The sequence below is a fragment of the Variovorax multivorans genome (genome assembly GCF_051216835.1).
Classification (GTDB): Bacteria; Pseudomonadota; Gammaproteobacteria; order Burkholderiales; family Burkholderiaceae_C; genus Variovorax.
Window position 1 is genome coordinate 33,505 of sequence record NZ_JBPJZL010000012.1, and the last position, 19,384, is coordinate 52,888.

Consider the following 19,384-nt stretch of genomic DNA (forward strand, 5'->3'; position numbering starts at 1 on the left):
TGAAGAAATGACCACACTGCAAGCCATCCCCGAAGCCGCGCTGGACCAGCTGTTCCGCAAGGCCCGCACCGTGCACGCGTTCAGGCCCGTGCCCGTGACCGACGAGCTGATCCACCAGCTCTACGACCTGCTGAAGTGGGGCCCGACCGCCTACAACGCCCAGCCGGCGCGCTATGTGTTCGTGCGCAGCGAAGAAGCCAAGGCGAAGCTGAAGCCGGCCGTCTCCGCGGGCAATACCGCGCAGACGCTGGCGGCCGGCGTCACGGTGATCGTGGCGCACGACACGCGCTTCTACGAGCACCTGCCCACGCAGTTCCCGACCTACGACGCCAAGCCCTTCTTCGAAAAGAGCGCCGAAGCCGCACAGGCCACGGCCTTCCGCAACAGCAGCCTGCAGGGTGCCTACCTGATCCTGGCGGCGCGCTCGCTGGGGCTCGACGCGGGGCCCCAGTCGGGCTTCAACGCCGACCTGGTCGACAAGGCCTTCTTCCCCGACGGGCGCTACCGCGCCAACTTCCTCGTCAACCTCGGCGTGGCTGACCACGCCGGTACTTTCGAGCGCGGCCCCCGGCTGGCGTTCGACGACGTGGCCGAGATCGTCTGACGCTCCGGCCCATTCATCCATCCATCCCTGCTTACTTCAATCCGAAAGAGAAACCATCATGTCCATCCAAGCCATCAATGTGCGCAACCAGTTCAAGGGCAAGGTCCGCGAGATCATCCGCGGCGACGTCGTCTCCGAAGTCGACGTCGAAACCGCCTGGGGCATCGTCACCTCGGTCATCACCACGCGCTCGGTCGACGAGTTGCAACTGAAGGTGGGCTCCGACGTGGTCGCGCTCGTCAAGTCGACCGAGGTTTCGATCGCGAAGCTCTGACGGACCCTCGGGCATCTGCGACAACCCGGCGCTGTGATGGCGCCGGGTTTTTTCGTTTCTTGGGTGGTGTGTTTGCAGGGGTTTACAGGCCATCCATTCGTTGACTGTGCTGAATTTCAGGAATCGATCGAATCTTTTAAGGCTCTTCCTCCCTTTTGAATACCTCGCCATAGCATGCGCCGCGAGGTCGTGATCCGTGTCGTGCATCGATGCGCGGATACGCCTCGCGAAGAGTCGGTAATCAAGCAAACACATCAGGGAGGAACCCCATGCTCGTTGAAATTGACGAACACGGAATGATCAGTCACGCGCGAGTCAGGCATGCTCGCAGCCCACAGATTGAACGAGGGAAACGGGTCGGAGCAATCACCGGCATCGTCGTGCACCAGACCGACGCCGATACTTCGGCGTCTTCATTGAACAGCTACAAGCAGCCGAAGGCGAACGGCGCGCACTTTCTTATCGACAAGGATGGGACCATTTATCAGACGGCGGCGATCTATCAGCGTACGAATCATGTGGGGCCGTTGAAGGCGCGATGCCTGATTGCGGGGAAATGCCGCCCAGACGATTTCAAGAACGTGGGGGCGGAGGGAATGCATCGCATCGAGATGCGCAAGCCACCTGGCGAGCGCTACCCGGGCAACATGGAAGCCATCGGGATCGAGATGGTTGGCAGGGCTAGGTTGCCGGTGGGGTTCAAACCATCTGGCAAGAAGCTCGAGTGGTCACTCGAAAAAATACGAGGTGAACACGGCATATTCGACGCGCCGACCGCGGCCCAGAATCAATCTCTCTCGTGGCTTGTCAGCGTACTGGCAGACTCGATAAAAATCGGTCCAACTGAAGTCTTTCGTCATCCTGTGGTCAGCAGCAAGAACATAACGGAGGCGCAAGGCGCGAACTGGAAAAATTCCACACCGACACCATGAACAAGATAAACACTTTCATGACTGCTGCGGCGCTGGTCGTGGTGGCAGCGGCATTTCCAGCACAAGCAGCCGATAAGCGATACCCGATCGCCTACGTGCAGAAAGTAGAGGTGACAGAACCTTCACGCCGAAACGTTGCTTGGGAGAACAAGGACTTCCTGAATTGCGACGACGTCGTGTTGACGGAGGAGGATGTCCGCTATGCCTTGCGGCATATGCGGAGAGTTTCGTGGAAAGGCTACGACCCAGAAAAAGTGGACGCCACGGGATGTGAAGGAGAGGCGCTCGTTACTTTTAAGAACGGGCGAATCCTCGCCATGGGCATCGAACCCACCGGGCGAATCGGCACGGCGGAGTTCGACGCAAAGATGAAACTGGTTACGGGTTCCACAAGCTTCTACGAGTGCAGCCGTTGCCGGGGGCGCAAGATGGCTCTCCTGAAGGATGCGTTGGACCGCGCGGACGAGCGAAGACTCAAGAGACTGGAGGCGGAGGGCCAGATCCCTCCTGGCGAGGCGGAGCGCCGGCTGAAGTGGCTGCGGGCCGAACGCGACAAGCCCTGACGCTCATCAGACCGAAGTCCTTCGCTGACAACCCGCTTCGGCGGGTTTTCTTTTGTCCAGACCTCAAGCCGAACAACCGCCTTCCTCACCCCCCCGCCCTTAGTCGGCCGCCGCATTAGAAAGCGCGAACAGCTTCCTTCCGCCTCGCGCACCCGCCTCGCAGAATCTTCTGGATTCATCGAAGCCAAGGTTGCCGCTCATGCTCAAACGTTCGTTTCTTCGTCACGCTGCTGCGTGGCCCTTGATCGCCGCCGCACCACGCCTGCTGGCAGCCAATACAGCGGAGACGCCTGCCACCATTCGCATCGGCGTCGCCACTGGCGGCGTAGGCAACCCGGTTCGCTTCGGTGGTTCTTCGGCAGCGCTGCTGCATGCCTTCGGTGGGCTCGAGGAAGAGTTCAAGGCCGACGGCACGAAGATCGAGTGGGTGTTCTTCAAGGGCGCGGGCCCGGCGGTGAACGAGGCGCTGGTCAACAAGCAGCTCGACCTGGCCTGGCAGGGCGACCTGCCTTCCATCGTGCATCGCGCAGGCGGAGTCAAGACTCGGATCATCGCGGGCTCGGGCGTGCGCAATGGCCTTTACCTTGCGGTGCCGCCGGATTCACCAGTCAAGCGCATCGAGGACCTGCGCGGCAAGCGCATCGCGCTCTACAAGGGCACCAACCTGCATCTCGCGGCCGTGCGCGCGCTGGCCGCGCACGGGCTGAAGGAGAACGATGTTCGCCTCATCAACCTCGACCTGCCGGGCGCGCAGGCCGCGCTGGCCACCAGGGACATCGACGGTGCGTTCGGCTATGTCGAGCTGTTCGTGCTGCGCGACAAGGGCGCGGCAAAGGTGATCTATTCGGCTTCCGAGGATTCATTCAAGTACACGCGGCAGACGGTGCTGCTGGCATCGGACGATTTCGCGCGAAGCTATCCGAAGGCCACGCAGCGCATCGTCAAGTCGCTGGTGACGGTGGCGCGGCGCTACTCCGACGAATCGCAGCGCGACGAAGTGTTCAGGCAATGGGGCAAGGCCGAGGTGGCCGAGAAGTACTGGCGCGAGGACTTCATCGGCCAGCCGCTGCGCGTTCGCCTGTCGCCGCTGCTCGATCCGTTCCTGGTGCAGCGCTACAAGGATTCGGCTGAACAGGCGCTGGCGCTCAAGCTGGTGCGCGGCAAGGCAGAGATCGACAACTGGTTCGACCGCAGCTTTCTCGATGCGGCGCTGCGCGAGCTGAAGCTGGAGAACTACTGGCCGGTGTACGAGGCCAATGGCGAAGTCAGCGGCAAGCAGGTGGCGGTGGCGCGATGAGCAGCAGCAAGCGACAGATCAAGCTCAACGCCTTCCTGATGGCGACCGGCCATCATGTGGCGGCATGGCGCCACCCCGATGTGCCGTTGCAGGCCGGGCTCGGTTTCGCGCACTACAAGGCGCTGGCGCAGACGGCGGAGCGCGCTAAGTTCGACGCGGTGTTCCTGGCCGACAGCGTGGGCATCCGCGACGCGTCGGCGTCGCGCACCCTGCATCGCAGCGCACGGGTCTCGGGCTTCGAGCCGCTGACGCTGCTGTCGGCGCTCGCGGCCGTGACCGAGCGGCTGGGCCTGATCGCCACGGTGTCGACCACCTACAACGAGCCGTATCACGTGGCGCGCAAGTTCGCCTCGCTCGATCACCTGAGCGGTGGGCGTGCTGGCTGGAACGTCGTCACCTCGTCCAACGAGGCCGAGGCGCTGAACTTCAATCTCGACCGGCATCCCGAGCACGCGCTGCGTTACGAGCGCGCGCGGGAGTTCGTCGATGTGGTGACAGGGCTGTGGGATTCGTGGGACGACGATGCCTTCACGCACGACAAGGCGGCCGGCGAATACTTCGACCCCGACCGGCTGCATGTGTTGGCGCACCAGGGCAAGCACTTTCGCGTGCGCGGTCCGCTCAACGTCGCGCGGCCGCCGCAAGGGCACCCGGTGGTGGTGCAGGCCGGCGCTTCGGAAGCGGGGCAGGCGCTGGCCGCTGCGACGGCGGAGGTGATCTTCACCGCGCAGCAGTCGCTGGCGGGCGCACAGGTGTTCTATCGCGGCCTGAAGGCGCAGCTGGCGCACCATGGCCGCGACCCCGAGGGGCTCAAGATCTTGCCGGGCGTGTTCCCCGTGGTGGGGCAGAGCGAACAGCATGCGAAGGAAAAGCTCGAAGAGCTGCAATCGCTGATTCCGCCCGACGTGGGCGTGGCGCTGCTGTCGATGGTGATCGGTGGCATCGACCTTACGGGCTACCCGGTCGACGGTCCGCTGCCCGGCAACCTGTCCGAGCCGAACGGGCCCAAGAGCCGCTTCCGGCTCGTGACCGAACTGGCGCGCACCGAGGGCCTGAGCATCCGCCAGCTCTACCAGCGCGTGGGCACGGCGCGCGGGCACTGGTCGATCCACGGCACGGCCTCGCAGATCGCCGACCAGTTGCAGCAGTGGTTCGAGGAAGAGGCGGCCGACGGCTTCAACGTCATGCCGCCGACCTTGCCCGGCGGGCTGGACGACTTCGTGACGCAGGTGGTGCCCGAACTGCGCCGCCGCGGCCTGTTCCGCCATGAATACGAAGGCCGCACGCTGCGCGAGAACCTGGGACTTGCGCGGCCCGCGAACCGGCATCTGCTGGCGCGTGATCTCAAGGCGGCCGCATGAGTGCGGTGCTGCCTCCGGAGCTGTCGCTTCCGGTCGTCGGGCGAGCTTCGCCTCTTGCGGCATGGCGCCGATGGCTGCCTGGCACGGCGCGCCTGCTGCTGGCCTGGCCGGTGCCACTGGCCGTGCTGCTGCTGTGGCACATCGCGGCGCGCAACGAATGGATCGCGCCGCAGGTGCTGCCTTCGCCCGAGGCGGTGGCGGCCACCTTCGCCGAGGCGCTGCGCAGCGGGGAATTGCTCGACAACCTGCGCATCAGCCTCTGGCGCGTGTTCGCGGGCTTTGGCGTCGGGCTGGTGGGCGGCTTGCTCATCGGCACGGCGATGGGGCTGTCGCCGACCTTCAAGGACTACGTCTATCCGCTGTTCAAGGCCTTCGCGCAGGTGCCGGTGCTGGGATGGCTGCCGTTGCTGATGCTGCTGGTGGGCATCGACGAGACGCTCAAGATCATCCTGATCGCCAAGGCTTCGCTGGTGCCCATTGCGCTCAACACCTACAAGGGCATCCAGAACGTGCCAACGCGCTACATCGAGGTGGCGCGCGTGTTCCGCTTCAGCCGGTGGCAACTGCTGTCGCGGGTGGTGTTCCCGGCTGCGGCAGCACCCATCTGGAACGGCGTGCGCTACGGCTTCACGCATGCATGGCTCGCGCTGGTGGTGGTCGAGCTGCTGGCGTCGAGCGAAGGGCTGGGCTACATGATCGTGTTCGGGCGGCAGCTGTTCCAGCTCGACGTGGTGCTGGCGGCGGTGGTAATGGTGGGGCTGGTTGGCTTTGTGCTCGACAAGCTCTTGGCGCTGATCGAAACGCGGCTGCTGCGTTGGCGGCGGGCGGGGTTCTGATGAGTGCCGGGAACCTCTTTCGCCGCGTGCCGAAACCATTGCGCGGCTGGGTGCTGCCTGCATTGCTGGTGGCGCTCTGGTGGGCAGCCTTCCGCTTCGGCTGGTCGAGCTCGCCGCTGCTGGTGTCGATCGACAGCGTCTGGCAGCAGGCGGTGGAGCAGGCCACGAGTGGGGAGCTGTGGGTAGGGCTCTCCGCCAGCCTGTGGCGCGACCTTGCGGGCTTTGCCATCGGCGCGAGCGCCGGGCTGCTGTTCGGCGCGGCGCTGGGCTTGTCGCGGTTGTTCGAGAACCTGGTGGGGCCGGGCTTCCACACGCTCAAGCAGATTTCGCTGTTCGCATGGATTCCGCTGCTGTCGGTCTGGTTCGGGCTGGGCGATGCGGCCAAGGTGGCCTTTCTGTCGCTCGCGGCCTTCTTCCCGGTGGTGCTCAACACCTTCGAAGGCATCCGCAGCGTGCCGGGCGACTTGGTCGAGGTGGCGCGGGTGCTGCGCTTCAACCGCTGGCAGCTGTTCACGCGTGTGGTGCTGCCGAGCGCGTCGCCGTCGATCTTCGCGGGCATTCACCTGGCGCTGATCTACGCATGGCTTGCCACGCTCGGGGCGGAGTACCTGCTGGTCTCGGGCAAGGGCATCGGCAACACCATGATCGACGGGCGCGACCACTTCCGTATGGACCTCGTGATCTTCGGCGTGATCGTGGTCGGGCTCGTGGGCTTCACGCTCAACTGGATTGCCACGCGCATCGAGAACCGCCTGCTGGCCTGGCGCGGACGTTCCGTGGCCGGCTTCTGAACAAGAGAAAGAACAACGCAATGGCACACGCCGCCACTCTGGAAATACGCCAGCTCAGCAAGCAATACGAGGTCGAGGGCGCACCGCTGAAGGTGCTCGACGACATCAGCCTGACCATCACGCCGGGCGAGTTCGTCAGCATCGTGGGCTCCAGCGGATGTGGCAAGTCGACGCTGCTGCGGCTGATCGTCGGCCTCGAAGCCGACTACCGCGGCGAGGTGCTGATCGACGGGAATCGCATCGTGGGCACCAGCCTCGACCGCGGCATCGTGTTCCAGGAGCACCGGCTGTTTCCGTGGCTCACGGTGCGGGACAACATTGCGCTGGGCCTGCTCAATGCCGGGCTCAGTGCGCAGCAGAAGCGCAAGGAGGTGCAGGCGCACATCGAGCTGGTCGGGCTCAAGGGCTTCGAGAGTGCCTATCCGCATCAGCTCTCGGGCGGCATGTCGCAGCGCGTGGCGATTGCGCGGGCGCTGGTGAACCGGCCCGAGATATTGCTGCTCGACGAGCCTTTCGGCGCGCTCGACGCGATGACGCGCGCGCATCTGCAGCAGGAGCTGCACCGCATCTGGCAGGCCGAGGGCATCACCATGATCCTCGTCACGCACGACGTGGAGGAGGCCGTGTACCTCGGCGACAAGGTGGTGGTGATGGAGCCGCGTCCCGGGCGCATCCGCCGCATCGTGCCGGTGGAGCTTGCACATCCGCGCAACCGCGTGGACCTTGCCTTTACCCACGTCAAGGAAGAGGTGCTGCGCGAGTTCGCGGGCACGCCGCCGCCGGCCGAAGCGCCGCTGTATCCGGTGGGTGGCTTGCCTGCCGGCCTGCGCTTTGCCTACTGAGCCCTTGTTTCTTTCCTTTCTTCCATCAACCAAAGAGGACCTTCGATGAGCGCCATTCTTTCTTCCCCGGTCGTTGCGCAGGACAACGAACTCGACATCGTCCGGCAGGCCGGCCACATTGGCGCGGAGGTGCGCGGCGTGCGTCTTTCGGGCGCGTTGCAGCCCGAGGTGTTCGGCGCCATCAAGGCCGCGCTGCTCAAGCACAAGGTGCTGTTCTTCCGCGGCCAGCAACATCTGGACGACGCGCAGCAGGAGGCCTTCGGCCGCCTGTGGGGCGAACTGGTGCCGCACCCGACCGTGCCCTCGAAAGACGGCACGCGGCTGCTGGAGCTCGACTCGCGCCACGGTGGTCGCGCCAATTCGTGGCATACCGATGTGACCTTCGAGGTTGCCTATCCGCAGGTGTCGATCCTGCGCGCGGTGGTGATTCCGGCCTATGGCGGCGACACCGTCTGGGCCAACACGGTGGCCGCCTACGAGAGCCTGCCCGACGACCTCAAGGGGCTGGCAGACCGGCTGCGCGCCATCCACGGCAACGACTATGACTACGCCGCCGCGCGCCTGCCGGTTGACCTGGACGACGAGGGCGCCCGTCGCTACAAGGAAGTGTTCACGCGCCGCCTGCTCGAAGCCGAGCACCCGGTGGTGCGCGTGCACCCCGAAACCGGCGAGCGCAGCCTGGTGCTGGGCCATTTCGTGAAGAGGCTGGCCGGTCATTCGACGCACGACTCGGGTCATCTGTTGAGCGTGCTGCAGAGCCATGTGCACCGCCTGGAGAACACGGTGCGCTGGCGCTGGACGCAGGGCGACGTGGCAATCTGGGACAACCGCGCCACGCAGCACTACGCGATCAACGACTATGGCGACCAGCACCGCGTGGTGCGGCGGGTGACGATCGCGGGCGACGTGCCCTATGGCGTGGATGGCGCGACGAGCGTGGACCGGACGGCCCCGGCCGTGCGCGCTGCCGAAGCTGCGGAAGCGGCTGCCTGAGCCTGTTTCTATAGATCGGATGGTTGTTAGGAATCGACTTTTCAGTTGTTTGAGCTTCGGCGTGCGGCTCCTACAGTGGTGGTTATCGCCATCAAGGCGTATCCAACGCACAACAGGAGCCGCACAGCATGTCAGTGGAAGTTGAAGAAGAACTCGTCTTGCCCGAAGCACTGGAACAGGCGCGCGCCAGGGCCGCCGAAAGCAATTGGCCCTACGCCGGCGGCGTGACGCCACCGGTGGCCTGGGAACTGGTGCAGAACGGCCATGCCGTGCTGGTCGACGTGCGCTCGGGCGAGGAGCGCAAGTTCGTCGGCCACGTGCCCGACAGCCTGCACGTGGCCTGGGCCACGGGCACGGCGCTCACTCGCAACCCGCGCTTCGTGCGCGAACTGGAGGCCAAGCTGGCGAAAGACGGCGGCAAAGAAGCAGTGGTGCTGCTGCTGTGCCGCAGCGGCAAGCGTTCCGCACTGGCCGCCGAGGCAGCTGCCAAGGCCGGCTTCACGAATGTCTTCAACGTGCTCGAAGGTTTCGAGGGCGAGATCGACGCACACCAGCACCGTGGCGGTGCAGACGGCTGGCGTTTCCACAAGCTGCCGTGGGTGCAGGACTGAGACCCTCAACACAAGACGTTCCCCGGGAGAAAAACACATGGCCCATTTCGAGGTAAGCGACATCGTGCGCGCGCTGCATGGCGTGCGCGACGAGTGGCGCGATTCGCAGCGCCGCTCGCGCGAGCCCGGTGCGCGCGAGTTTCCGTCGCGTGATGCGCTCACGCAGATCGTCGAGTCGCTGAAAGGTGCGCTCTTTCCCATGCGGCTCGGCCCGCCGGACCTGCGCCACGAGAGCGAAGACTTCTATGTCGGCCACACGCTCGATGCCGCCTTGCAGGCGCTGCTCTTGCAGGCCCGGCTGGAGCTGAACTTCAACGCTCGCCTCCAGCCGCGCCCCGCGAGCGAGATCGACGATGCGGCCACCGAAGCCGTTCGCCGGTTCGCGAACGCGCTGCCCGGCCTGCGCCGCCTGCTGGACAGTGACGTGCTCGCGGCCTACCAGGGCGACCCGGCCGCGCGCAGCGTCGACGAGGTGCTGCTGTGCTACCCCGGCGTGCTCGCGATGATCCATCACCGCCTTGCACATGAGCTCTACAAGCTCGGCCTGCCGCTTCTGGCACGCATCGTGGCCGAACTTTCGCATGCACAGACGGGCATCGACATTCATCCGGGCGCGCAGATAGATGCGGGTTTCTTCATTGACCACGGCACGGGCGTCGTGATCGGGGAGACGGCCGTCATCGGCAAGCGCGTGCGGCTGTACCAGGCCGTCACCCTCGGTGCCAAGCGCTTTCCGACCGACACCGAAGGCAACCTGCAGAAGGGTCTGCCGCGGCATCCGGTGGTGGAAGACGACGTGGTCATCTACGCGGGCGCGACGATTCTCGGGCGGGTGACGCTCGGCAAGGGCGCCGTCATCGGCGGCAATGTGTGGATTACCGACGACGTGCCGCCAGGCGCGAGCGTCACGCAGGCCAGCCTGCAGAACGCACCGAAAGCGGGTGGGGCAGCATGAAAGCATTTGTCGAAGACTTCGGCGTGACGATTCGCCAGCTGCGCGAGGGCAAGGGCTGGTCGCAGGAAGAGCTGGCCGAGCGTTCCGATCTGAACCGCTCGTACGTTGGGGAGATCGAGCGTGGCCGTGTCATTCCGTCGATCGTCACTGCGCAAAAACTCGCGACTGCGCTGGGCATCAACATGGTCGGCCTGCTCATGCGCTGCGAGCAACTGGAGCAATCGCGCCTCGCAAGAAGGATCAACTTGGCGGCTATAGCCTGTTGAGGGAAAACCCGTGGCCGCCGGACACTGGCGGCCACTTTTTCCTTAACACCGGAGCCCTGATCCATGAGCGCAACAGTTGGTGGTACGACCGCCCTTGGCGACAACGCCGCAAGACAGCTAGCCAATGCCACCAAGACAGTCCCCCAGCTCGAGACCATCAGCCCGCGCTGGCTGACGCACCTGCTGCAGTGGGTGCCGGTGGAGGCGGGCATCTACCGCGTCAACAAGGTCAAGAACCCCGAGTCGATCAAGGTCACCTGCACCTCGCGCGAAGAAGAAAACCAGCTCCCGCGTACCTTTGTCGACTACGAAGAAAACCCGCGCGAGCACTACCTCAATGCCGTGAGCACCGTGCTCGACGTGCACACCCGCATCTCCGACCTCTACAGCAGCCCGCACGACCAGATCAAGGAGCAGCTGCGCCTGACGATCGAGACGATCAAGGAGAACCAGGAGAGCGAGCTCATCAACAACCCCGACTACGGCCTGCTGGCCCAGGTGACGGAAGAGCAGCGCATCTTCCCGCTGACCGGCGCGCCCACGCCCGACGACCTCGACGAGCTGCTGACCAAGGTGTGGAAGGAGCCTGCGTTCTTCCTCACGCACCCGCTGGCCATTGCCGCCTTCGGCCGCGAAGCTACGCGCCGTGGCACGCCGCCGCCGACCGTGAGCCTGTTCGGCTCGCAGTTCATCACCTGGCGCGGCATTCCGCTGATTCCGTCGAACAAGGTGCCGGTGGCCGATGGCAAGAGCAAGATCCTGCTGCTGCGCGTGGGCGACAAGCGCCAGGGCGTGGTGGGGCTGTTCCAGCCCGGTCTGTCGGGCGAGCAGGGCCCGGGGCTGTCGGTGCGCTTCATGGGCATCAACAACCATGCGATCGCGTCGTACCTGATCTCGCTTTACTGCTCGCTCGCGGTGCTGACCACTGACGCTCTGGCGGTGCTCGACGACGTCGAGATCGGCAAGTACCACGACTACACCGACACCTACAAGTAAGCCGCGGTGAGCAGCACTCCATCGATTCCGGGTGAGGCGCCGTTCGACCCGGCCATCCTCGCGCGCATGGCGAGCGCCATGTTCGCTGCACTGCCGGGCACGCCGCCAACGTCGCTGCCCGGTGTGGCGAGCGGGCTGGTGCCGGGCGCGCAGTTTCCCGCCAACATCGCGCCGCCGGGTTCACCGCTGGCGAGCCCTGCCGGCTTCGGGCCGAGCGTGCCGGGCACGCCGATTCCGCAGGGGCAGATTCCCGGCGCCAACGTGCTGCCGGCATCGCCCACGCAACTGCCTTCGCTCGCGAACCGCGCGCCAGCCTTGCTGCCGCATGCGGTGGCGGGCAATGGCGTGCCGGACACTGTGCTCTCGGTGGCGCCGGCTTTCGAGCCGCGCTCGGGTGGCACGGTACAAGGCGTGCCACAGCAGGTGAATGCGCCTTCGGCACCGCAGGCGGACGCGTCGCCGTTCTACTTCCTGAGCAACAGCTTCGGGCATCCGTTGGCCGGTGCGGTCTCTGCCGTGTCTGCGCCGCCACAGGTCTTGCCCCCTCTCCCGCTTGCGGGAGAGGGCCGGGGTGAGGGTCTGCGGGCGAGCCAGGGCGCGGGGTCACCCCTCACCCCAACCCTCTCCCCAGAGGGGCGAGGGAGCAACCCTCAGTTCTACTTCGTCGATGCGGTGCGTCTGCCCAACGGCTTCGTCACGCCGGCCAAGCCCGATCCGCGGGGGCCCGATGCCGTGCCGCTGGCCGGCAGCGGCCAGCATCCGCCGTTCGACGTCAACGCCGTGCGGCGCGACTTCCCGATCCTGCAGGAGCGGGTGAACGGCAAGCAGCTGGTGTGGTTCGACAACGCGGCCACCACGCACAAGCCGCAGTCGGTCATCGACCGCATTGCGTACTTCTACGAGCACGAGAACTCGAACATCCACCGCGCAGCCCACGAGCTGGCTGCGCGCGCGACTGACGCCTATGAAGGCGCGCGTGAACGCGTGCGCAAGTTCATCAACGCGCCGGAAGTCGAAGAGGTGATCTTCGTGCGCGGCACCACCGAGGCCATCAATCTCGTGGCCAAGAGCTGGGGCGGGCAGCACGTGGGCGAGGGCGACGAGATCATCGTGTCGAACCTCGAGCACCACGCCAACATCGTGCCGTGGCAGCAGCTCGCCGCCGCCAAGGGCGCGAAGCTGCGCGTGATTCCGGTGGACGATTCGGGCCAGGTGCTGCTCGATGAATACCGCAAGCTGCTCAACGACCGCACGAAGATCGTCGCCGTCACGCAGGTCTCGAACGCGCTGGGCACCGTGGTGCCGGTGAAGGAGATCGTCGAGCTGGCGCACCGCGCGGGCGCGAAGGCGCTGGTCGACGGTGCGCAGTCGGTCTCGCACATGCGGGTGGACGTGCAGGACATTGGTGCAGACTTCTTCGTGTTCTCCGGCCACAAGGTGTTCGGCCCGACCGGCATCGGCGTGGTGTGGGGCAAGCGCGAAGTGCTCGAAGACATGCCCCCGTGGCAGGGCGGCGGCAACATGATTGCCGACGTGACCTTCGAGAAGACCGTGTTCCAGCCGATACCGAACAAGTTCGAGGCCGGCACCGGCAACATCGCCGACGCCGTGGGGCTGGGTGCCGCCATCGACTACGTCAACAAGGTCGGCATCGAGAACATCGCGCGCTACGAGCACGACCTGCTGGTGTACGGAATGCAGCAGCTCGGCGCGATTCCGGGTGTGCGGCTGATCGGCACGGCGGCCGACAAGGCCAGCGTGATGTCCTTCGTGCTCGATGGCTACACCACCGAGGAGGTGGGGCATGCCTTGAACGACGAGGGCATTGCGGTGCGCACTGGTCACCATTGCGCGCAGCCGATCCTGCGGCGCTTTGGTGTCGAGACGACGGTGCGGCCTTCGCTGGCGTTCTACAACACCTTTGACGAGGTCGACCGGCTGGTGGCTGTGGTGCGGCGGCTGTCGTCGCAGCGGCGGGCAGGCTAGGGCTTTGGCGCCAGGTGCTGCTTGAAGAAGGCAGCCACCTCGGCGTTAAACCCGGCATGGAACGCCACGCGGTTGAAGCCCGGCCCATCGCGGCAGATCTCGGGCAGGGCGCTGGCCATGGCCGGTGAGCACGGCGCGAGGAAAGCGAAGTGCGCGGCGCCGGTTGCCACATGCCATTCGGGCGCCGCAGGCAGATTGCGGCGAACCGCGGCCACGTTCTCGGGCGTGACGCCATCGCCGCCGTACTCGGAAGCCCAGAGCTGGATCGGGATCGTCACATTCTTCAGGCTATCGGCATCGAAGACCATGCTGAGCGGATCGGCGATCACGGCGGCCTTGATGCGGGTGTCATGGGTCAGCGGCGAGGCGAGCAGTTCCTGGAATCTCTGCCGCATCAGCGCACACAACGGGCCTTCCGGCGCCGATGCGCAAGGGGACGAAGGCAGGGGCGGGAGCCGCTCGAAATTCGGGCGCGCACCGCTGAGCACAAGGCCCGTGTAGCCGCCCCTTGAAAAACCATAGAAGCCGATCTGCTCGGCGGCGAGCCTGTCATGCGCGGGCCACTGCTGAAGCATGTGGTCGATCAGCCGCGCGATGTCGGTCGTGCGTGTTGCGAGTGCCGAAATCTTGTCGTTCGGGCCACCCCGGATCTGGGAGTTGTCGTCCGAATGGCTGATGGCGGCGACCACGAAGCCGGCGTCGGCCAGCGCCTGTGCCGTGTCGTAGTGGCCGAGGAATGAGCCTCCATACCCATGCGACACCACGATCAACGGCAGCTGGCTGCCGTCGATGGGGCAGTCGCGTACGCCAGAGATGGTGGAGCGGCCGAGCCTGATTTCGCCAGCTGGCGCGGCGCAGGGCGTCCACACGGCGCCGTGCAGCGCCGGGCCTTTCTGGTCGGCAGGTATCTCGATGGTGCTGAAGCCCGCGGCCTGGGCAAGCGTTGCCGAAAGGCAGAAGACGGCGAGGAAGAGGGTGCGAAAGAGGGACATGCCTGCAGTGTGCTGCTGCCCGGCGGGCGCCGCTTAGCCGACTTTGCTATCTTTCTTCGGGCGGCCGGCGCGCTATGCTTGACCTTTGTTAACAATGTCGCCTGTCCACGCATGTCCTTGCCAGAAGCTTCTCTCGGAACCGCCGACGAATCCTGCGACGTGATGGTTGTAGGCGGTGGCCCCGCCGGCTCGACCATCGCCGCCTTGCTAGCCCAACAGGGCCGCAAGGTGGTGCTGCTCGAAAAGGCGCACCACCCGCGCTTTCACATCGGCGAATCGCTGTTGCCCGGGAATGTCGAGCTGTTCGAGAAGCTCGGCGTGCGCGACCAGGTCGACAAGATCGGCATGCCCAAGTTCGGCATCGAGTTCGTCTCGCCCGAGCACGAGCACCGCAGCTATGTGGAATTTGCCGAGGGCATGGACAAGTCGCTCGATTCCGCCTGGCAGGTGCGCCGCTCCGAGCTCGACGAGCTGCTGTTCCGCAATGCGGCCACGCGCGGCGCGCAGACCATCGAAGGCTGCAAGGTGCGCGACGTGGCCTTCGATGCCGACGGCGCCACGGTGCAGGCCGAGATGGACGACGGCGCGCGCCGCAGCTGGCGCACCCGCTTCGTGGTCGACGCCACCGGCCGCGACACGCTGCTGGCAAACAAATTCCGCTGCAAGGAAAAGAATCCTGACCACAACAGCACCGCGCTGTTCGGCCACTTCACGAACGCCGAGCGCCTCGAAGGCAAGAAAGAAGGAAACATCAGCATCTGCTGGTTTCCGCACGGCTGGTTCTGGTTCATTCCGCTGGCTGACGGCACCACCAGCGTGGGCGCAGTCTGCTGGCCGTACTACCTGAAGACGCGCGACAAGCCGCTGAAAGAGTTCTTCTACGACACGATCGCGACCTGCCCCGTGCTGGTGGAGCGCCTGAAGAACGCCACGCTGGTCGACGACGCGGTGCACGCCACCGGCAACTTCTCGTACTCGAGCACGCACGCCACGGGCGACCGCTACCTGCTGCTGGGCGACGCCTTCACCTTCATCGACCCGATGTTTTCCTCGGGTGTGTACCTCGCAATGCACAGCGCCTTCGACGGCGCCGAACTGGTGGCGAAGGCGCTCGACCGGCCGGCCGAACTGGCGGCTGCACGCGAGGACTTCGAGGCCATGATGCGCAAGGGCCCGCGCGAGTACTCGTGGTTCATCTACCGCGTGACCAACCCGACCATCCGCGACATGTTCATGCACCCGGGCAATCCGTTCCGTGTGAAGGAGGGGCTGATGTCGCTGCTGGCCGGCGACATCTACCGGGGCACGCCGACGCGGGGGCCGCTCGGCATGTTCAAGTTGCTGTACTACTTCATCTCGGTTACGCACATGCGGCGTACCTGGGAGGGGTGGAAGCGACACCGCTTCAACGTCCGGGACATGGGGATGCTGAAGGGGGAGACGATCCTCAAGTCGGATTAGCGGCCAGCGCCACGGCGTGTCGGGCACCCAGCGCGGGGCTGCTGAGCACGTCGATGCCGAGGTCTGCGAGCAGGGCGGCCGCAGGGGCCATCGAGGCCTGGGCCAGCACGATGACGTCGGCCTCGCCTGCCGCGGCGCGGATCGAGCGGGCCAGGGTTTCGATGTAGCGCGCGTTGTCGCCGGCTTCGAAATGGGGCCACGCTTCTTCGACCAGTAATGCGCTCGGCTGCACCGCGATGCCGGCGTTTGCCGCGGCAGAAAGAATCAGGGCCTTCGTCGGAGCGAGCGTGCTTTCGACCGCTGCCACGACCAGCACGCGCGGCCCGGTGCGCACTGCGCGGTCTGCCATGGCGCGGTCGATGCGCAGGGCCTTGAACGCGTCGCCCGTGGGTGTTTGCTCTGCGATGGCACCGATGGTCGAGCAGGTGCACACCACGACTTTCGCACCGCTGGAGGCGGCTTCGCGCATGGCGTGGTGAACGCGGGCGATCAGGCCTGTGTCGTCGGTGCCCACGACACGCGCATCGGCCAGCAGGTCTGCTTGTACGAGGTGTCGCACACGCAGGCCGGGTGCCATCTCGTTCACCAGCCGCTCGAAGGTCGGCACATGCACCTGTGCCGTGTGCAGGAACGCCAGCGCGCCGCGCATGACGCTCAGGCTGCCGTACGGGCGCGCTGCGCTTCGTAGGCTTTCAGGTGGACGTACGCCGTGCGCAGCACCGAGGGCACCGGCAGGTTGCCGGGAGCCGCGCGGCCCAGCAGATCGCCGACGATGTGATCGGCCTCGACCGCCGCGCCGCGCACCATGTCCTTGTACATCGACGCGGTCATCGGCGAGCCGGCGGTCGTCATGATGGCGCGACCGCGCTGTACGGCCGCGGGGCGCGGCGCGAAGCCGTTGTGCGTGGCGATGGCGCAGCATTCGTCGAAGATCGACAGCGCCACGTCCTGCCCGCCGGCGGCCACGATGTCGCCGATGGACGCGCGCATCAGGCTCGTGAGGCCCGCCGCCGAGGCGATGAAGACCCACTTTTCCCACATGTCCTGCATGATGTTTTCGCTGGCTGTGGCGTCGAACTTCGCGCCCGCGAACTGCGCTGCGATGGCATCGACGCGCGCCGAGCGGCCGCCAGCGCGTTCGCCGTAGCTCAGGCCGTGCATGTCGTTCAGATGCAGCACACGGCCTTCGTCGTCGAGCGTGGCGGAGATCATGCACAGGCCACCCAGCACACGTTCGCTGCCGAAGCGTTCGGCCAGCCGGTCGATGTGCTTCATGCCGTTGAGCAGCGGGAGGATCACGGTGTCGGGGCCGACTGCGGGCGCGAACGAGTCCATCGTCGAATCGAGGTCGTAGGCCTTGCTGCCGACCACGATCACGTCATACGGGCCGTCGATGCCTTCGGCCAGCACGTGCTTTGGCGCAGGCAGCTGCAGGTTGCCGAAGGGGCTCTGCACCACCAGCCCGGTCTTCGCGAGTTGTGCCGCGCGGCGCTGGCGCAGCAGGAAGGTGACGTCGCGTCCCGCCTCCAGCAGACGTCCGCCAAAGTAACCACCGAGTGCGCCGGCACCCACCACCAGAAATCTCATCGCGCTTCGCTCCTGAGTCAGACAGACCAAAAAAGATCGAAGACGATGATGCCCGGGATCGCCCGGGCCTGCTTCAGGCCGGCGCTTTCTCCAGCAGTCGCTGGCGGGCAAAGGGCCGCAGGTCGAGCTTGCTAGGGCGGTCCAGCACGTGGTCGGCGATGGCTTCGCCCAGCCCGGCCGAATGCTTGAAGCCGTGGCCCGAACAGGCCGAGGCGATGAGCACGCGGGGCAGGCTGTCGAGCGCGTCGATCACGAAGCGGCGGTCGGGCGTCACGGTGTACATGCAGGCGCGCGCCTTGAGGGCGCGGCCGCCGATCTGCGGAAAGCGGCCGGCCACGCGGTCGCGGTACATGGCGGCGGTTTCTTCCGCGCCCACGGTGCGGTCGATGGTGTCGGGCGTGGTGGCGGCCACGTACTGCTCGGTCGCGACCTTGAGCGCGGGCTGCGACGGGTCGGAAGACGGAAAGCCGTACATGTAGTCTTCCGGCCCGTCGCCGAACATCCAGATGAAGATGGGAAAGCGGCCGGGCGCGAAGTCGGCGGTGGCGCTGCCGGTGTCGAACCAGTGCATCACCTGCCGGTGCACGGAGAAGTCGGCTTGCCAGTCGGCTCGCGCCTGCGCGCCCAGGAATTCGGGCAGCCATGCACCGGCTGCGACCACGACGCGGTCGGCCGTGAAGCTTGCGGTGGCTGTGCGCACACGCACGGTGTCACCATTGCCCATGGGCTCAACGGCTTGCACGCGCTCGCCGGTGAGCGTTTGAGCGCCCGAGGCGCGGGCCACGTCCAGCTGGGCGCCGATGGCATCCTCGGGCCGGACGAAGCCGGCGTCGTGCTCGTAATAGCCGATTTCGTCGCCCTGAAGGTGGAACTGCGGAAAACGCGCGCGGATGCCGGCTGCGTCGAGCACTTCGTGCGCGATGCCGAAGCGCTCGGCGCAGGCGATGGTGCGGCGCACGAAGTCGGATTTGCCGTGGTGCTCGGCCACGCGGTCGCGCGGCGCGAGGATCAGGCCGCCGGTGGTGGTCATCAGCGGCTTGCCGGTGCGCGCCTCGAGCTCGCGCCAGATGGCGTGCGAGCGCTGGACGAAGGGCACGTACTCGTCGCCTTCGCCGACGGCCAGCCGCGTGATGCGCGAATCGCCATGCGAGGAGCCCAGGTCGTGCGGCGGCGCGAACTGGTCGATGCCCAGCACGCGCGCGCCGCGCTGCGAGAGTTGGTAGAGAGTCGCAGCGCCGAGGGCGCCAAGGCCGACGACGATGACGTCGTAGTGGGAAGAGGATGAGGGAGAGGAAGAAGACTGAGACTGGGGCACGGGAGCGTCCTGCGCTTCGATGAGGTTGGGGGATGCGGTTTATCTTGCCGCCGTTCGTCCGGCTCTGCATGAACTTTTCCCGAAAAGGTCTTGAGCGCTTCGCATAATCGCGTTCGTCATTCCGACCCCCTCACTCAAGGAGTTTCACCCATGGCCCAGACCCGGATCGCTGTCATCGTCGGCAGCCTGCGCAAGGATTCGTTCAACCACAAGCTGGCCCTTGCGCTGGCGCACCTCGCGCCCTCGGACTTCACCTTTGAAACCCTGCGCATCGACGACCTGCCGCTGTACAACCAGGACGACGACGGCAATCAGTCCGCGCCGGTGAAGCGCCTGAAGACCGAGATCGCGGCGGCTGACGGCCTGCTGTTCGTTACGCCCGAATACAACCGCTCGATTCCCGGCGTGCTGAAGAACGCCATCGACCAGGCCTCGCGCCCCTATGGCCAGAGCGCCTGGGCAGGCAAGCCGGCTGGCGTGGTCGGTGTCTCGGTGGGGGCCATCGGCACCGCGCTGGCGCAGCAGCATCTGCGCAACATCCTGGCGTATCTCGACGTGCCCACGATGGGGGCGCCGGAAGTGTTCCTGCAGGCCAAGGACGACCTGTTCGACGACAAGGGTCACATCGGCAACGAAGGCTCGAAGAAGTTTCTGCAGGGCTGGATGGACAAGTATGTAGCTTGGGTGAAGAGCCACTCGGCCTGATCGATCCGCTTCGTCTC

General features: G+C 65.9%; 21 protein-coding genes. 17 read left to right on the plus strand and 4 right to left on the minus strand.

Annotation, left to right across the window (positions count from 1 at the left end):
• Nucleotides 1–7: 7 nt before the first annotated feature.
• The 15 genes from ACSFCA_RS27110 to ACSFCA_RS27180 all read left to right on the plus strand — a co-directional run bounded on the left by ACSFCA_RS27110 (nucleotide 8) and on the right by ACSFCA_RS27180 (nucleotide 13,307).
• On the plus strand, nucleotides 8–604 hold the full coding sequence (locus ACSFCA_RS27110; protein ID WP_435461683.1) for a malonic semialdehyde reductase: 597 nt from the start codon (nucleotides 8–10) through the stop codon (nucleotides 602–604).
• 58 nt (nucleotides 605–662) lie between these two features.
• On the plus strand, nucleotides 663–878 hold the full coding sequence (locus ACSFCA_RS27115) for a TOBE domain-containing protein (protein ID WP_007829250.1): 216 nt from the start codon (nucleotides 663–665) through the stop codon (nucleotides 876–878).
• Nucleotides 879–1,147: 269 nt separating this feature from the next.
• Nucleotides 1,148–1,810: a peptidoglycan recognition protein family protein gene (locus tag ACSFCA_RS27120; RefSeq protein WP_435461684.1), complete on the plus strand. Its 663-nt coding sequence runs from the start codon at nucleotides 1,148–1,150 to the stop codon at nucleotides 1,808–1,810.
• Nucleotides 1,807–2,373, plus strand: coding sequence for a hypothetical protein (locus ACSFCA_RS27125; protein WP_435461685.1), 567 nt, complete (start codon nucleotides 1,807–1,809; stop codon nucleotides 2,371–2,373). Before ACSFCA_RS27120 ends, ACSFCA_RS27125 begins: the two co-directional genes overlap by 4 nt.
• A gap of 199 nt (nucleotides 2,374–2,572) precedes the next feature.
• On the plus strand, nucleotides 2,573–3,670 hold the full coding sequence (locus tag ACSFCA_RS27130) for an ABC transporter substrate-binding protein (protein WP_435461686.1): 1,098 nt from the start codon (nucleotides 2,573–2,575) through the stop codon (nucleotides 3,668–3,670).
• Nucleotides 3,667–5,031, plus strand: a complete 1,365-nt coding sequence (locus ACSFCA_RS27135) for an LLM class flavin-dependent oxidoreductase (RefSeq protein ID WP_435461687.1) — start codon at nucleotides 3,667–3,669, stop codon at nucleotides 5,029–5,031. Before ACSFCA_RS27130 ends, ACSFCA_RS27135 begins: the two co-directional genes overlap by 4 nt.
• On the plus strand, nucleotides 5,028–5,867 hold the full coding sequence (locus tag ACSFCA_RS27140) for an ABC transporter permease (protein WP_258355136.1): 840 nt from the start codon (nucleotides 5,028–5,030) through the stop codon (nucleotides 5,865–5,867). The genes ACSFCA_RS27135 and ACSFCA_RS27140 overlap by 4 nt, the downstream gene beginning before the upstream one ends.
• A complete protein-coding gene (locus ACSFCA_RS27145) occupies nucleotides 5,867–6,658 on the plus strand; it encodes an ABC transporter permease (protein WP_258355135.1) in 792 nt (263 codons plus the stop codon). The genes ACSFCA_RS27140 and ACSFCA_RS27145 overlap by 1 nt, the downstream gene beginning before the upstream one ends.
• Nucleotides 6,659–6,678: 20 nt before the next feature.
• Complete coding sequence (locus tag ACSFCA_RS27150) at nucleotides 6,679–7,500, plus strand: ABC transporter ATP-binding protein (protein ID WP_435461688.1); 822 nt, start codon at nucleotides 6,679–6,681, stop codon at nucleotides 7,498–7,500.
• A 45-nt stretch (nucleotides 7,501–7,545) separates the two neighbouring features.
• Entirely contained in the window at nucleotides 7,546–8,493 is a 948-nt protein-coding gene (locus ACSFCA_RS27155; RefSeq protein ID WP_435461689.1) for a TauD/TfdA dioxygenase family protein, read from the plus strand.
• A gap of 128 nt (nucleotides 8,494–8,621) precedes the next feature.
• The gene (locus tag ACSFCA_RS27160; protein WP_435461690.1) at nucleotides 8,622–9,104 is read left to right on the plus strand and encodes a rhodanese-like domain-containing protein; all 483 of its coding nucleotides are present in this window, start codon (nucleotides 8,622–8,624) and stop codon (nucleotides 9,102–9,104) included.
• A 37-nt stretch (nucleotides 9,105–9,141) separates the two neighbouring features.
• Entirely contained in the window at nucleotides 9,142–10,059 is a 918-nt protein-coding gene (epsC, locus tag ACSFCA_RS27165; protein WP_258355132.1) for a serine O-acetyltransferase EpsC, read from the plus strand.
• Nucleotides 10,056–10,325, plus strand: a complete 270-nt coding sequence (locus ACSFCA_RS27170; RefSeq protein WP_081269389.1) for a helix-turn-helix domain-containing protein — start codon at nucleotides 10,056–10,058, stop codon at nucleotides 10,323–10,325. Before epsC ends, ACSFCA_RS27170 begins: the two co-directional genes overlap by 4 nt.
• Nucleotides 10,326–10,388: 63 nt before the next feature.
• Nucleotides 10,389–11,321, plus strand: coding sequence for a family 2A encapsulin nanocompartment shell protein (locus ACSFCA_RS27175; RefSeq protein WP_093054609.1), 933 nt, complete (start codon nucleotides 10,389–10,391; stop codon nucleotides 11,319–11,321).
• A 66-nt stretch (nucleotides 11,322–11,387) separates the two neighbouring features.
• Nucleotides 11,388–13,307, plus strand: coding sequence for a family 2A encapsulin nanocompartment cargo protein cysteine desulfurase (locus tag ACSFCA_RS27180; RefSeq protein ID WP_258355303.1), 1,920 nt, complete (start codon nucleotides 11,388–11,390; stop codon nucleotides 13,305–13,307).
• Here ACSFCA_RS27180 and ACSFCA_RS27185 read toward each other — a convergent pair.
• Nucleotides 13,304–14,299 (minus strand): alpha/beta hydrolase family protein, encoded by a 996-nt coding sequence (locus ACSFCA_RS27185; RefSeq protein WP_435461691.1) that lies wholly within the window; start codon nucleotides 14,297–14,299, stop codon nucleotides 13,304–13,306. The genes ACSFCA_RS27180 and ACSFCA_RS27185 overlap by 4 nt on opposite strands.
• Before the next feature lie 111 nt (nucleotides 14,300–14,410).
• Between ACSFCA_RS27185 and ACSFCA_RS27190 the strand changes: the two genes are divergently transcribed.
• The gene (locus ACSFCA_RS27190; protein WP_435461692.1) at nucleotides 14,411–15,760 is read left to right on the plus strand and encodes an NAD(P)/FAD-dependent oxidoreductase; all 1,350 of its coding nucleotides are present in this window, start codon (nucleotides 14,411–14,413) and stop codon (nucleotides 15,758–15,760) included.
• Here ACSFCA_RS27190 and ACSFCA_RS27195 read toward each other — a convergent pair.
• The 3 genes from ACSFCA_RS27195 to solA form a co-directional block, all read right to left on the minus strand.
• The gene (locus tag ACSFCA_RS27195) at nucleotides 15,747–16,409 is read right to left on the minus strand and encodes an Asp/Glu/hydantoin racemase (RefSeq protein WP_435461693.1); all 663 of its coding nucleotides are present in this window, start codon (nucleotides 16,407–16,409) and stop codon (nucleotides 15,747–15,749) included. The two genes, ACSFCA_RS27190 and ACSFCA_RS27195, sit on opposite strands and share 14 nt — an antisense overlap.
• Nucleotides 16,410–16,414: 5 nt before the next feature.
• Nucleotides 16,415–17,347 carry a 2-dehydropantoate 2-reductase gene (gene panE / locus ACSFCA_RS27200; RefSeq protein WP_435461694.1) on the minus strand — a complete coding sequence of 311 codons (933 nt, stop codon included), beginning with the start codon at nucleotides 17,345–17,347 and terminating at the stop codon, nucleotides 16,415–16,417.
• A gap of 73 nt (nucleotides 17,348–17,420) precedes the next feature.
• Entirely contained in the window at nucleotides 17,421–18,662 is a 1,242-nt protein-coding gene (gene solA, locus ACSFCA_RS27205; protein WP_435461695.1) for an N-methyl-L-tryptophan oxidase, read from the minus strand.
• A gap of 150 nt (nucleotides 18,663–18,812) precedes the next feature.
• Here solA and ACSFCA_RS27210 point away from each other — a divergent pair, with 150 nt between their 5' ends.
• Nucleotides 18,813–19,367 carry an NADPH-dependent FMN reductase gene (locus ACSFCA_RS27210; RefSeq protein ID WP_435461696.1) on the plus strand — a complete coding sequence of 185 codons (555 nt, stop codon included), beginning with the start codon at nucleotides 18,813–18,815 and terminating at the stop codon, nucleotides 19,365–19,367.
• Nucleotides 19,368–19,384 lie beyond the last annotated feature (17 nt).

What these genes read in the sequence shown, in the direction of transcription:
- ACSFCA_RS27180 (WP_258355303.1), top strand. Translation starts at nt 11,388, where the DNA reads ATGGCGAGCGCCATGTTCGCTGCACTGCCGGGCACGCCGCCAACGTCG.
- ACSFCA_RS27140 (WP_258355136.1), top strand. Translation starts at nt 5,028, where the DNA reads ATGAGTGCGGTGCTGCCTCCGGAGCTGTCGCTTCCGGTCGTCGGGCGA.
- ACSFCA_RS27120 (WP_435461684.1), top strand. Translation starts at nt 1,148, where the DNA reads ATGCTCGTTGAAATTGACGAACACGGAATGATCAGTCACGCGCGAGTC.
- ACSFCA_RS27155 (WP_435461689.1), top strand. Translation starts at nt 7,546, where the DNA reads ATGAGCGCCATTCTTTCTTCCCCGGTCGTTGCGCAGGACAACGAACTC.
- epsC (WP_258355132.1), top strand. Translation starts at nt 9,142, where the DNA reads ATGGCCCATTTCGAGGTAAGCGACATCGTGCGCGCGCTGCATGGCGTG.
- ACSFCA_RS27195 (WP_435461693.1), bottom strand. Translation starts at nt 16,409, where the DNA reads ATGCGCGGCGCGCTGGCGTTCCTGCACACGGCACAGGTGCATGTGCCG.
- ACSFCA_RS27125 (WP_435461685.1), top strand. Translation starts at nt 1,807, where the DNA reads ATGAACAAGATAAACACTTTCATGACTGCTGCGGCGCTGGTCGTGGTG.
- ACSFCA_RS27170 (WP_081269389.1), top strand. Translation starts at nt 10,056, where the DNA reads ATGAAAGCATTTGTCGAAGACTTCGGCGTGACGATTCGCCAGCTGCGC.
- ACSFCA_RS27110 (WP_435461683.1), top strand. Translation starts at nt 8, where the DNA reads ATGACCACACTGCAAGCCATCCCCGAAGCCGCGCTGGACCAGCTGTTC.
- ACSFCA_RS27190 (WP_435461692.1), top strand. Translation starts at nt 14,411, where the DNA reads ATGTCCTTGCCAGAAGCTTCTCTCGGAACCGCCGACGAATCCTGCGAC.
- ACSFCA_RS27135 (WP_435461687.1), top strand. Translation starts at nt 3,667, where the DNA reads ATGAGCAGCAGCAAGCGACAGATCAAGCTCAACGCCTTCCTGATGGCG.
- ACSFCA_RS27210 (WP_435461696.1), top strand. Translation starts at nt 18,813, where the DNA reads ATGGCCCAGACCCGGATCGCTGTCATCGTCGGCAGCCTGCGCAAGGAT.
- panE (WP_435461694.1), bottom strand. Translation starts at nt 17,347, where the DNA reads ATGAGATTTCTGGTGGTGGGTGCCGGCGCACTCGGTGGTTACTTTGGC.
- ACSFCA_RS27130 (WP_435461686.1), top strand. Translation starts at nt 2,573, where the DNA reads ATGCTCAAACGTTCGTTTCTTCGTCACGCTGCTGCGTGGCCCTTGATC.
- ACSFCA_RS27185 (WP_435461691.1), bottom strand. Translation starts at nt 14,299, where the DNA reads ATGTCCCTCTTTCGCACCCTCTTCCTCGCCGTCTTCTGCCTTTCGGCA.
- ACSFCA_RS27160 (WP_435461690.1), top strand. Translation starts at nt 8,622, where the DNA reads ATGTCAGTGGAAGTTGAAGAAGAACTCGTCTTGCCCGAAGCACTGGAA.
- ACSFCA_RS27115 (WP_007829250.1), top strand. Translation starts at nt 663, where the DNA reads ATGTCCATCCAAGCCATCAATGTGCGCAACCAGTTCAAGGGCAAGGTC.
- ACSFCA_RS27145 (WP_258355135.1), top strand. Translation starts at nt 5,867, where the DNA reads ATGAGTGCCGGGAACCTCTTTCGCCGCGTGCCGAAACCATTGCGCGGC.
- ACSFCA_RS27150 (WP_435461688.1), top strand. Translation starts at nt 6,679, where the DNA reads ATGGCACACGCCGCCACTCTGGAAATACGCCAGCTCAGCAAGCAATAC.
- ACSFCA_RS27175 (WP_093054609.1), top strand. Translation starts at nt 10,389, where the DNA reads ATGAGCGCAACAGTTGGTGGTACGACCGCCCTTGGCGACAACGCCGCA.